The 12,390-nt window shown below is 66.0% G+C and carries 9 protein-coding genes and 3 pseudogenes; 9 read left to right on the top strand and 3 right to left on the bottom strand.

The window, feature by feature from the left end; all coding sequences use genetic code 11:
* The 3 genes and pseudogenes from DM995_RS21980 to DM995_RS17285 form a co-directional block, all read left to right on the top strand.
* A partial coding sequence (locus DM995_RS21980; RefSeq protein WP_198669409.1) for a CHAT domain-containing protein occupies positions 1–536 on the top strand: 536 nt, incomplete at its 5' end.
* Between the two features lie 32 nt (positions 537–568).
* Positions 569–1,310 (top strand): annotated as a pseudogene (locus tag DM995_RS17290) (16S rRNA (uracil(1498)-N(3))-methyltransferase).
* Between the two features lie 100 nt (positions 1,311–1,410).
* A complete protein-coding gene (locus DM995_RS17285) occupies positions 1,411–2,799 on the top strand; it encodes a glutamate--cysteine ligase (protein ID WP_116970203.1) in 1,389 nt (462 codons plus the stop codon).
* Between the two features lie 146 nt (positions 2,800–2,945).
* Here the strand turns inward: DM995_RS17285 and DM995_RS17280 are convergent, their stop codons facing one another.
* On the bottom strand, positions 2,946–3,380 hold the full coding sequence (locus DM995_RS17280) for a hypothetical protein (protein ID WP_157973255.1): 435 nt from the start codon (positions 3,378–3,380) through the stop codon (positions 2,946–2,948).
* A gap of 117 nt (positions 3,381–3,497) precedes the next feature.
* Between DM995_RS17280 and DM995_RS17275 the strand changes: the two genes are divergently transcribed.
* On the top strand, positions 3,498–4,229 hold the full coding sequence (locus DM995_RS17275; protein ID WP_116970201.1) for an extensin-like domain-containing protein: 732 nt from the start codon (positions 3,498–3,500) through the stop codon (positions 4,227–4,229).
* Positions 4,230–4,232: 3 nt separating this feature from the next.
* Here the strand turns inward: DM995_RS17275 and DM995_RS17270 are convergent, their stop codons facing one another.
* Complete coding sequence (locus DM995_RS17270) at positions 4,233–4,904, bottom strand: heme exporter protein CcmB (protein WP_116970200.1); 672 nt, start codon at positions 4,902–4,904, stop codon at positions 4,233–4,235.
* A 23-nt stretch (positions 4,905–4,927) separates the two neighbouring features.
* On the opposite strand from DM995_RS17270, the pseudogene DM995_RS17265 reads away from it, so the two are divergent.
* The 3 genes and pseudogenes from DM995_RS17265 to DM995_RS17255 form a co-directional block, all read left to right on the top strand.
* A pseudogene (locus tag DM995_RS17265) lies at positions 4,928–5,221 on the top strand (4a-hydroxytetrahydrobiopterin dehydratase); the annotation flags it as partial.
* A 103-nt stretch (positions 5,222–5,324) separates the two neighbouring features.
* The gene (locus DM995_RS17260) at positions 5,325–7,031 is read left to right on the top strand and encodes a PHA/PHB synthase family protein (RefSeq protein ID WP_116970198.1); all 1,707 of its coding nucleotides are present in this window, start codon (positions 5,325–5,327) and stop codon (positions 7,029–7,031) included.
* Between the two features lie 148 nt (positions 7,032–7,179).
* A complete protein-coding gene (locus tag DM995_RS17255) occupies positions 7,180–8,025 on the top strand; it encodes an alpha/beta fold hydrolase (RefSeq protein WP_232824463.1) in 846 nt (281 codons plus the stop codon).
* Between the two features lie 133 nt (positions 8,026–8,158).
* Here the strand turns inward: DM995_RS17255 and DM995_RS17250 are convergent, their stop codons facing one another.
* A complete protein-coding gene (locus DM995_RS17250) occupies positions 8,159–10,264 on the bottom strand; it encodes a malate synthase G (protein WP_116970197.1) in 2,106 nt (701 codons plus the stop codon).
* 170 nt (positions 10,265–10,434) lie between these two features.
* On the opposite strand from DM995_RS17250, the pseudogene DM995_RS17245 reads away from it, so the two are divergent.
* Positions 10,435–11,225, top strand: a pseudogene (locus DM995_RS17245) (M20/M25/M40 family metallo-hydrolase).
* Positions 11,222–12,232, top strand: a complete 1,011-nt coding sequence (locus tag DM995_RS17240) for an arginine N-succinyltransferase (protein WP_116970196.1) — start codon at positions 11,222–11,224, stop codon at positions 12,230–12,232. The pseudogene DM995_RS17245 and the gene DM995_RS17240 overlap by 4 nt, the downstream one beginning before the upstream one ends.
* Positions 12,233–12,390 lie beyond the last annotated feature (158 nt).

The following is a 12,390-nucleotide window of genomic DNA, read 5'->3' as shown; positions in this document are numbered from 1 at the left end:
CCGGCGCGCTGGCGACCGAAACCAATGTCCGAAAGGCCAGGCTCTCCGACGCGCGCATCCTGGCGCTGGCGACGCACGGGCTGATGGCAGGCGAGATCGAGGGCGCGGCCGAACCCGGGCTGGTATTCACCCCGCCTGCGGCGCCGACCGAGGCCGATGACGGGCTGCTCACCGCATCGGAGGTGGCGGGGCTCAAGCTCGATGCCGACTGGGTGATCCTCTCGGCCTGCAACACCGCAGCGGGTGACGGATCGGAAGGCGCGCCCGGCCTGTCGGGGCTGGCACGCGCGTTCTTCTATGCCGGTGCGCGCAACCTTCTCGCGTCGCACTGGCCGGTGCGCGACGATGTTGCGGCGAGGATGACGGTGCGGACGATCGAGATCGCGCGCGACAATCCGAACCTGTCGCGCGCGGAAGCCTTTGCCCAGGCGATGCGCGAGATCCGCAACGATGCCAGCCAGGATTCGGACAGCGACACGCTCGCGCATCCCAATGCCTGGGCGCCCTTCACCTTGATCGGCGACGGCACACGCTAGACCTGTTCGGCGCCCGGCGCTAAGGCCGGAGCATGACCGCAACCCCCGCCTGGCCGCCGCGCTCTGCCCCGCGCCTGTTCGTCGATCAGCCGCTGAGCGAAGGCGGAGCGCTGCGCATCGAGGGCAACCAGGCGCATTATCTGCTCAACGTGATGCGGCTGTCCGAGGGCGCGGCAGTGAAGCTGTTCGATGACATCAGCGGCGAATATCTCGGCCGGGTGAGCGCGCGCGGCAAGCGCGACCTGTTGATCGACATCGAGGGGCAGACCCGCCCGCGCGAGGCAGTGCCCGATTTCTGGCTGTGCGCCGCGCCGATCAAGAAGCCGCGTTTCGATTTCCTCGCGGAAAAGGCGTGCGAACTCGGCGTCGCACGCTTCGTGCCCGTGCTGACCGAGCGCGCGGTGGTCGACAAGGTCAAGGACGACCGGGTGCGCGGCACGATGATCGAGGCGGCCGAACAGTGCGAGCGTACCGCGCTGCCCGAGATCGCTCCCCTCACCCGGCTCGACGCGCTGCTGAAAGCCTGGCCCGAGGGACGCCATCTGTTCTTTGCCGACGAGCGGCTGCACGATGGCAGCGGCGTGTCGTTCGGGCGGGCCGGCGGCGGTGCTGATCGGGCCCGAGGGCGGCTTTACCGACGCCGAGAATGCGGCGATCCGCGCGCATCCCGCCGCCGTGCCGGTCTCGCTCGGCCCGCGCATCCTGCGCGCGGAGACGGCGGCGATCACCGCAGCCGCTATCTGGATGGCGGCGAACGGCGATTGGGGCACTTGATTGCCTGCGTGTTGTCACCATTACACATTTTAAGGCTGGCATGGGTTGCAAGGCGCAACTAAAGCACCGGCGACACGATATTCAGGGGTTCAGGGCGCAGATGAGTACACGTTCCACGACGGATCAGGACGATCCGATCATCACCTCGATCGCGCAGCTAGCAGAACCGATGGCGGCAGGCGAAAAGCCCAGGGAGCGCTGGCGCATCGGCACCGAGCACGAAAAGTTCGTGTTCTGCCGCAACGACTTCCACGCGCCCAGCTATGACGAGCCCGGCGGCATCCGCGACCTGCTGATGGCGCTGACCGAATTCGGCTGGGAGCCGGTCGAGGAACGCACCCCCGATGGCGGCAGCAACGTCATCGCCATGCGCGGCCCCGACGGCACGGTGAGCCTGGAACCGGCAGGTCAGCTCGAACTGTCAGGCGCGCCGCTCGAGAACCTGCACGAGACCTGCGCCGAGACCGGACGCCATCTGGCCCAGGTCAAGGCGATCGGCGACAAGACCGGCAAGGGCTTTCTGGGCCTGGGCATGTGGCCCGACAAGACCCGGGCCGAGCTGCCGATCATGCCCAAGGGTCGCTATGGCATCATGCTGAACCACATGCCGCGCGTCGGCTCGATGGGCCTCGACATGATGCTGCGCACCTGCACGATCCAGGTGAACCTCGATTATGCGAGCGAGGCGGACATGGCGAAGAAGTTCCGCGTGGGGCTGGCGCTGCAACCGCTGGCGACCGCGCTCTTCGCCAACTCGCCCTTCACCGAGGGCAAGCCCAACGGCATGCTCTCGTACCGCAGCCATATCTGGTCGGACACCGACCCCGCGCGCACCGGCATGCTGCCCTTCGTGTTCGAAGACGGGTTCGGCTACGAACGCTATGTCGAGTACATGCTCGACGTGCCGATGTATTTCGTGTTCCGCGACGGGCTGTATATCGACGCGGCGGGACAGAGCTTCCGCGATTTCCTCGACGGCAAGCTGCCCGCTTTGCCCGGCGAGCGCCCGACGCTGAGCGACTGGAACGACCATCTTTCCACCGCTTTTCCCGAAGTGCGCCTGAAGAGCTTTCTCGAGATGCGCGGTGCCGATGGTGGCCCCTGGAGCCGCATCTGCGCGCTCCCTGCGCTCTGGGTCGGTCTGCTCTACGACCAGGGCGCGCTCGATGCCGCCTGGGATGTGGTCAAGGGCTGGAGCATCGAGGAGCGCCAGGCGCTGCGCGATTCGGTGCCGAAGCTGGGCCTCGACGCGCCGATCGCCGGGGGTCGCAAGCTTCGCGACATCGCAGGCGAGGTGCTCGACATCGCCTCGTCGGGCCTGGCATCGCGCGCGCGGCTCAACAGCAGCGGCGACAACGAGACCGGCTTTCTCGAACCGCTGCGCGATGTCGTCGCGCGCGGCAAGACCCCGGCGGAAGACCTGCTCGCGCTCTACCATGGCGAATGGGGCGGCGACATCAGCAAGGTCTATGGCGCGATGCAGTTCTGATTTGCCTTCCCTCTCCCTTGAGGGAGAGAGGGTTCATTAGGGTTGCCTTACATTATCGTCACCCCCGCAAAGGCGGGGATCCCGCTTTAACGCGACGCTCGCGCAGGAAGCGGGATTCCCGCGTTCGCGGGAATGACGAATATGGGTCAAGCCCGCGCCAGCTGGCCTGCACCGCCCGGCAGCCGCGCCACCAGCAGCAGGTACCAGCCCAGCAGCACGGTGTTGGGGATCGCGTTGCGCCAGAAGCCGGTCGCGACCGAGAGCGAGCTGTCGATCACGAACCAGAGCAGCACCGACCAGGTCACTATCCGCCACAGCTTCTGCGCCTGCGGGGCTGACAGGTCGGGAGTGATCCGCGCCACCGCCAGCAGCGTCGCGCCCCAGCCGAGCGACACCGCGCCCATCAGCGCGATGCTGAACCGGTGCAGCGGATCATAGGCGATCGGCGTTTCCGCCCCCAGAATCTCGAGAAGCAGCGTCATCGCCCCATCGGTCGCGGCAAAGGCACCCGAAATGAGCAGCAGCCCGAAGGCGATCACCCCGCCGCACCAGAGGCTCATCTGCGTTGTCCAGTTCGTCATGCTATTCTCTCCCGGTTCGTCCAATGCCCCGATGATGACCGAGGCGCGGAAGGCAAACAATTACGTCTCAGGTCATCGCGCTGCATCTTCTGCCATCGGAGCGCGTTAGAACGGCCTATGCGAATCCCCAATATCCTGAGCTGGGTGCGGCAGAGCCTGGTGCTCGCGCTGATCGCCTGCGCGCTGCTGGTCGGCTGGCTGCTGCTCAAGCCGGGGCGCGAGGACCTGCCCTGGACGCCGCTGAGCCTGACCGACCCGATCGGCATGGCGACGCGCGGCAAGATCGTGGAGCTCACCAGCCAGCGCGACCAGTGCCTGGCGCTGCTCGAAAGCTCGGGGCTGGAATTCACCCCCCGCGAGCCGTTCGGCGCGGACCAGTGCCGGGTCGAGGATGCGGTGCGCGCGAAGGCCGGGCAGACGCTGCTTCCGCTCGCCCCGGCGTCGGTGTCGCCTTCCTGCCCGATGGCGGTCGGGCTGCTGCTCTGGCAGGCGCAGGTGGTGCAGCCCCAGGCGCAGGCGATCCTGGGCAGCAAAGTCAAGCAGATCGAGACGTTCGGCAGCTATTCGTGCCGCCGCATGTACGCGCGCGACGACGGGCCGTGGAGCGAGCATGCCACCGCCGACGCGCTCGACGTCAGCGGCTTCGTGCTCGCCGACGGACGGCGGATATCGGTGCTCAAGGATTGGCAGGGCGATGCCGACAAAGCGCGCTTCCTGCGCGCGGTGCGCGATGGGGCGTGCGACCTGTTCGCGACCACCCTATCGCCCGATTACAATGCCGCGCATGCCGATCACCTGCATCTCGACCTTGCGAACCGCGGCGCGATGGGCTGGCGCGCCTGTCGCTAACGATTATTCGCGCCCGGCGCGGATCGCGGCTCCGGCGGCGATCGGGCAGATGGCGGTGAGCAGCAGGCTGGCGGCGGCGAGCAGCAGCAGCCCGTTCTGGCTCCCCGGCGTCAGGCTGCCCGCGCCGAATATCAGCAGCGGCACCGCGAGCGGCAGCAGCAGCAGCCCGCCCAGCGCCGCGCCATGGCGCAGGCCAGCGGTAAGCGCGGCGATCATCACGCCCAAAGCTGCGAGCGCGGGCGTTGCGCAGGCCAGACCGATCTCGACGATGATGAGCTGCTCCGCGCTCTGCCCCAGCAGTCCGGCGGAAATGATCGCGGCCAGCATCAGCGGCGGGCCGAAGCTCAGCCAGTGACCGATGGTCTTGGCGAGCGCGATCAGCTCTTCGGACAGCCCGCGCACGACATATTGATCGATCATCCCCTGGTCGACATCGGCCTGGACCAGCCGGTCGATCGGCAGGATGCTGGCGAGCAGCGCCGCGACCCAGATCACCCCGCCGCCGGTGCGCCCGAGCAGTTGCGCGTCGGGCCCGACCGCGAACGGATAGATGGTCGCCACCGCCAGGAAGAAGATGATCGGCATCACGAACCCGGCGCTGCCCCGCGCGCCCCCACCCAGGCCAAAGGCCAGCATGAGCTCCCGGCGGATGAGCGTGCCCAGCGCGCCGATCATGCGGGCTCTTCCGGGGCCGCAACACGATGATGGTCCGCAAACTGGACGATGCCGAACGCGCCGAAGCTCTGGCCAGCCTGCCCGAATGGAGCCACGAACCGGAGCGCGACGGCATTACCCGCCGCTTCAGGTTCGACGATTTTGCGCGAGCCTTCGGCTTCATGACCAGCGTCGCGATCCTCGCCGAAAAGGCCGATCACCATCCCGAATGGTCGAACGTGTACAACCGGGTCGACATATTGCTCACCACGCACGACGCCGACGGCCTGTCGCAGCGCGATATCGACCTTGCCAGGGCGATCGACGCGCTCGTCTGAACACGTTTGCGGCGGCCATTGTGCCCGCCGCAGCACCGCTATACTGTGCTCCCCAACCGACCCCGCATGAACGGGGCGGCATATCATTCGGGAGAGAGTGTTTATGGCAGGTGAGACCCCTGATCTGGTCGACGAAGCGGCCCAGTCCACCACGGCGCTGGGACCGCTCATGGGGCTGGCGCGCGAGGATTTTATCGGCGCGATCGGCCTGTTGCTGCGCGAAACCGCGAGCGACCCGGCGCGCACGATGCGTCACGCCCAGGCCTTTTCCGAAGATGTCGTCAAGATCATGATGGGCCAGTCCGAGCTGTCGCCAGATCCCAAGGACAAGCGCTTCATGGACCCCGCCTGGCGGTTCAACCCGTTCTTCAAGGCGGGCGCGCAATATTATCTCGCCGTGCAGAAGGGCATGAAGAGCTGGATCGACGAGCTCGAGCTCGACGCGCTCGAACGCGACCGCGCGAATTTCATCTCCGCGATCATCATCGATGCGCTCGCCCCCACCAACAGCCTGATCGGCAACCCGACCGCGCAGAAGCGCATCGTCGATTCGGGCGGGCTGTCGCTGCTCAAGGGGCTGAAGAACGCCTATAACGACATGGTGCACAATGACGGCATGGTCAGCCAGGTCGACAAGAAGCCGTTCAAGCTGGGCGAGAATGTCGCGACCTCGAAGGGCAATGTCGTCTATCGCGACGAGATCATGGAGCTGATCCAGTACGCGCCGACGACGCAAGAGGTCTATGCGATCCCGCAGCTGACCATCCCGCCGCAGATCAACAAGATGTACATCAACGACCTGTCGCCCGAGAAGTCGGTGGTGAAATGGCAGGTCGACAACGGCATCCAGACCTTCGTCATTTCCTGGCGCAACCCGCAAAAGGAACACGGCGCCTGGGCGATGGCGGACTATATCGCCGCGTGCACCCGCGCGCTCGATGTGGTGTGCGACATCACCGGATCGAAAAAGGTCAATGTCTCGGGCGGCTGTTCGGGCGGGCAGACGCTGGCGATGCTGGTGTCCAAGCTCCAGGCCTCGGGCGACGATCGCATCGGATCGGTGACGCTGATGGTGTGCGTTCTGCACCCCAAGCAGACCGATATCGAGGCGGGATCGCTGATGAGCGACAATGGCCTCGCGCTCGCCAAGCAGCGCGCGGCGCGCAAGGGCGTGATCAAGGGCAGCGACCTGTCGCGCGGCTTTGCCTGGCTGCGGCCCAACGACCTGATCTGGAACTATGTCATCAACAACTATCTGATGGGCGAGGATCCGCCGGCGTTTGATGTGCTGTTCTGGAATGCCGATGCCACCAACCTGTCGGCCAGCCTGATGGGCGATTTCCTCCACATCTACGAAACGCTCGCCTTTACCCGCAAGGGCGAGGTCGAGATGGTCGGGCACAAGATCGACCTGTCCAAGGTCACCAACGACCTGTTCATCCTGGGCGGGGTGACCGACCATATCACCCCGTGGCGCGCCTGTTACCGCTCGACCCAGCTGTTCGGATCGAAGAATATCGACTTCATCCTCTCGCAATCGGGGCACATGCAGGCGATTCTCAACCCGCCGACCAACCCCAAGGCGAAATATTTCAAGATGAAGGGCAACACGCCGACCAAGGCGGGCAAGGCCCCGGCCGATGTCGACGACTGGCTGGCCAAGGCCGAAGAGGTCAAGGGCAGCTGGTGGCCTTACTGGATGGAATGGGTCCAGGCGCGATCGGGCGACAAGAAGGCCGCCCCCGCCTCGACCGGCAGCAAGAAACACCCGGCGCTGGAACCCGCGCCCGGTCTGTATGTACTGGAGTAGATCGCCTCGATCTTCCCCTGCAAGGGGAGGTGGCAGCGCGCCGCGCTGACGGAGGGGTGTCTCGTTGAAGCAAGGCTGATACCCCTCCACCCGTTCGTGGTCCCTCCCCGCGTAACGGCAAGGATGGGATCGACGAACTACGCACAGATTGGAATTCTTCTTGGCCACCCAGTTCAACGCCGCCGCAGCCACAGGCCCCGAAATCACGATGGAACAGGCCGATGGCCGCACGCTGCGCGTCGCGCGCTGGCGGTTCGACGAGGGGTTGACCAAGCCGCCGCTGCTGTTCTTCAACGGCATCGGCGCGAACATGGAGGCGGTGGCCCCGTTCGCCGACCTGCTCGAGGAACGGCCGTTCATCACCTTCGACATGCCAGGCGTCGGCGGCTCGCCCGATCCGCGCGTGCCGTATAACGCCTTCCTGATGGCGCGCATCGCGTGGCTGCTGCTCGATCGTTTCGGCATCGAGACCGTCGACGTGATGGGGGTCAGCTGGGGCGGCGCAATGGCGCAGCATTTCGCGCTCCAGCATTCGGGCAACGTCAACCGGCTGGTGCTCGCCGCCACCACCGCGGGCATGTTCATGATCCCCGGCAATATCTCGGCGCTCAGCAAGATGGCCGATCCGCGCCGCTATATCGACCCCAGCTATATGGAGAAGCATTTCGCGACGCTCTATGGCGGCTCGACCGAGGGCGCGACCGGGCATACCGGGCGCATCACCCCGCCGTCGAAGATTGGCTATTTCTACCAGCTGCTCGCGATGATCGGCTGGACCAGCGCGCCCTTCCTGCCCTTCATGAACAAGCCGACACTGGTGCTGATGGGCGGCGACGACCAGATCGTGCCGGTCGCCAACGGGCATATCCTCAAGACGCTGATCCCCAATTCGGAGCTGAAGATCATCGACGAGGGCGGGCATCTGTTCCTGCTCAGCCATCTCGACGAGAGCCTCGCCGCGATCCGCGCGCATCTGGATGCGGTGGAGGAATAGGGCCTGGCCAGGCGCAACGCCCAGCCTAACAGCCGTCACCCCCGCGAAGGCGGGGGTCCCGCTTCCTGGTCAAGCCGTCGCAAAAGCGGGATTCCCGCGTTCGCGGGAATGACGGTCGAATGATCCGAACCGCTCAGGCCGCCGCCTTCACCTTCTGGCGATAGGCGTGGAGCAGCGGTTCGGTGTAACCGCTCGGCTGGTCCACCCCCTTGAACACCAGATCGCGCGCCGCCTGGAAGGCGAACGAGCCTTCGGGATTGTCCGCCATCGGCCGGTAGAGCGGATCGCCCGCATTCTGCGCATCGACCTTGGCCGCCATGCGCAGCAGCGCCGCGTCGACCTCTTCCGCCGTGCACACGCCGTGCAGCAGCCAGTTGGCCAGCGCCTGGGACGAGATGCGCAGCGTCGCGCGGTCTTCCATCAGCCCCACATCGTGGATGTCGGGCACCTTGGAACAGCCGATGCCCTGATCGACCCAGCGCACCACATAGCCCAGGATCCCTTGTGCATTGTTGTCGAGCTCGGCGCGGATGTCCTCGGGCGACCAGTTCTGCCCGGCCGCCAGCGGCACATTGAGCAGCGGCTCGAGCGTCGGCACGGGCTGCGCGGCGATCTCGGCGCGGCGGGCGAAGACATCGACCTTGTGATAGTGCATCGCGTGCAGCGTCGCGGCGGTGGGTGACGGCACCCAGGCGGTGTTCGCACCGGTCAGCGGATGGCCGATCTTCTGTTCCATCATGTCGCGCATCATGTCGGGCGCGGCCCACATGCCCTTGCCGATCTGCGCCTTGCCGTCGAGCCCGCATTTGAGGCCGATGCCGACATTGCGCGCCTCGTAGGACTTGATCCAGTCCGAGCTCTTCATGTCGCCCTTGCGGATCATCGCGCCCGCCCGCATCGAGGTGTGGATCTCGTCGCCAGTGCGGTCAAGGAAACCCGTGTTGATGAACACGATCCGGTCCTTCACCGCGTGGATGCACGCGGCGAGGTTCGCCGAGGTGCGGCGCTCCTCGTCCATCACGCCGACCTTGATCGTGTGTCGCGCGAGGCCCAGCATGTCCTCGACCGCGTTGAACAATTCGTTGGTGAAGCCGCACTCCTCGGGCCCGTGCATCTTGGGCTTGACGATATAGATCGATCCGGCGCGGCTGTTGCGGAAGCGGCCCAGGCCCTTGAGATCATGCACGCCGATGGCGCTGGTGAACACGGCATCGAGAATGCCCTCGGGGGCTTCCGAGCCGTCGGCCAGCAGCACCGCCGGATTGGTCATCAGATGGCCGACATTGCGCACGAACAGCACGCTGCGGCCCGGCAGGCTGAACGCGGTGCCATCGGGCGCGACATAGTCGCGGTCCGGCTCGAGCGCGCGAGTCAGCGTCTTGCCGCCCTTGGGGAAGCTCGCCTCCAGGTCGCCGCGCATCAGGCCCAGCCAGTTGGTGTACGCCAGGATCTTGTCCTCGGCATCGACCGCAGCGACCGAATCCTCCATGTCGATGATGGTGGTAAGCGCAGCCTCGAGCAGCACATCGGCGATGCCCGCCGGATCATCCTTGCCGATCGGGTGCGCGTGATCGATCACGATCTCGATATGCAGGCCGTTATGCTTCAGCAACAGGCTGTCGCCGCGCGTACCGACGAGCTGCGCCGGGTCGGCGAGCGCGGGCGTGCCGCCGGCATAATCCGCCCAGCTGCCAGCCGCGAGCGGCACCGCCTCGTCGAGAAACGCCTTGGCCGCCTTGACCACCGCTGCACCGCGCACCGGGTCGTAGCCGCCGGGCTGGGCCGGGGCGGCATCGAGCGCGTCGGTGCCGTAATAGGCATCGTACAGGCTGCCCCAGCGCGCATTGGCGGCGTTCAGCACGAAGCGGTCGTTGAGCGAGGGCACGACGAGCTGCGGCCCGGCCATGGTCGCGATTTCGGGATCGACATTCTGGGTGCCGATAGCGAACGGCTGCGGCTCGGTCACCAGATAGCCGATGTCGTAGAGGAAGGTGCGATATTCCATCGCATTGAACGGCTGGCCCTTGCGCGCGCGGTGCCAGTCATCGATCTTGGCCTGAAGATCGTCGCGCTTTTCCAGCAGCTTGCGGTTCACAGGTACGAAACGTTCGAGCAGAGCGGCGAAATCCGCCCAGAAGCGGTCCGCATCCAGCGCGAGCGGGGCCACCACCGATTCGGTGACAAAGCCGTGCAGCGCGGAATCGATGCTGATGCCGTTGCTCTGGAGATATTCGCTCATTCCCGGTCCTCTTTGCTGGATGCGATCGGCCCCTGGCATGATGCCAAAAGGTGCAGAGTTTTCCCGGGGAGGAATGACGCACAGCCTATGGCAAGGCAAGCTGCCAAAGTAAATCCGGTTTAGGTTGCTACGGGTGGCGGGATGCCGCCAACCCGGCTAATAGGTGGCGGATGACGACCAGCCCTGCCAGCCTGACCGCATCCGAAATCGCCTGTCTGGAGCGGATCGACCAAACCGCGATGCTGGCGCAGGTCGAGACCTGGGCGATGATCAACAGCGGGTCGGGCAATCTGGCGGGCCTCGAGCAGACCGCCGCGCTGCTCGCCGATGCGTTTTCCGTGCTTCCCGGCGATGTCCGGCTGGTCAATGGCGCGCCGGTCGAGGCGGTGCGCGCCGATGGCAGCATCGACACGATCGAGCGGGGAAAGCATCTCGTCGTCTCGGTGCGTCCCGGTGCGAACCTGCGACTGCTGCTGACCGGGCATATGGACACGGTGTTTCCCGCCGATCATCCGTTTCAAAGCCTGACCTGGCTGGAGCCGGGCGTGCTCAATGGCCCCGGCGTCGCCGACATGAAGGGCGGGATCGCGGTCATGCTCGCCGCGCTGAAGGCCGTGGACGCCTCGCCGCTCGGCGCCACCATCGGCTATGACGTGCTGATCAACAGCGACGAGGAGGTCGGGTCAGCCTCGTCCGCGCCGCTGATCGCCGCGCTGGCAGCCGGCAAGGCGGCGGCGATGGCGGCGCGGCGCTGGGGCTCGACATATCCTGGCGCGGCACCGGCGGGGTGTGCGACGGCAACAATATCGCGGCGTGCGGCGTGCCGGTGGTCGACACCATGGGCGTGCGCGGCGGCGCGATCCACAGCGCGGACGAATTCCTGATCGCCGACAGCTTGGCCGAACGCGCCCGGCTCTCGGCGCTCACCATATTGCGGCTTGCCGAAAAGAGGGGGTTATGAGCTTTGTCATCCGGGCGGCGACGCCCGACGATTTGCAGGCAATCTACGAGATGGCCAAGCTGACCGGCGGGGGGTTCACCAACCTGCCCGCCGACCGCAAGTCGCTCGAGGGCAAGATCGAACGGTCGACGACCTGCTTCGCGCGCGACGACGACGATCTGCGCGACGAGCTGTTCGTGCTGGTGCTCGAGAATACCGAGACGGGCGAGATCCGGGGCACCTGCCAGCTGCTGACCCAGGTGGGGCAGAAATGGCCGTTCTACAGCTATCGCCTGAGTACGCTGACCCAGCACAGCGCCGAGCTGGGCCGCACCTTCCGCGCCGAAATCCTGAGCTTGGTCACCGATCTGGAAGGGTCGAGCGAGGTCGGCGGATTGTTCCTGCACCCGAACGAGCGTGCAGGTGGCCTGGGCATGCTGCTCGCGCGCAGCCGCTATCTGTTCATCGGCCTGCACCGCGCGCGCTTTGCCGACCGAATCCTTGCCGAACTGCGCGGGATCATCGACGATGCCGGCGATTCGCCCTTCTGGGACAGCATCGCCGGGCGCTTTTTCGGTATGAGCTTCGACGAGGCCGACACGTTCAATGCGCTGCACGGCAACCAGTTCATCGCCGATCTGATGCCCAAGCACCCGGTCTATGTCGCGATGCTCTCCGACAGCGCGCGGCACGTGCTCGGCCGCCCCAATGTCAGCGGCCGCGCGGCGATGCGGATGCTGGAAAATGAAGGCTTTGCGCACGAGAATTATGTCGACATCTTCGATGGCGGCCCGACCATGACCGCACGCACCGACCAGGTCCATTCGATCCGCAACGCGCGCGATGCCAGGATCGCGGGCCTCGGCGATGGCGGCAAGGTCTCGCTGGTCGCCTCGGGCCGCCTCGCCGATTTCCGCTGCGCCTATGGCAAGGTGGCGGATGGCGCGGAGGGGGTGACGCTCGATCCCGCAACGGCAGCAATGTTGCGCGTCGGCGCTAGTGATGCGGTGCGCTGGATCGAGAGATAGGAACAGAACCCCTCTCCCTTGAGGGGAGAGGGCTGCGGAGACTTATGAGCGAAGCGAATTAGTCGCAGCTGGGTGAGGGTGAAAATGCGCAACGCTTCCCGCAATCCCCCCTCTCCCAGCTCCAACTAGGCTCGTTGCGCTCGCCAAGTCTGCGCAAC

The sequence above is a fragment of the Blastomonas sp. UPD001 genome (assembly GCF_003426715.1).
In the GTDB taxonomy this organism is placed as follows: Bacteria; Pseudomonadota; Alphaproteobacteria; order Sphingomonadales; family Sphingomonadaceae; genus Blastomonas.
This window is presented reverse-complemented; position numbering and strand designations above follow the sequence as displayed.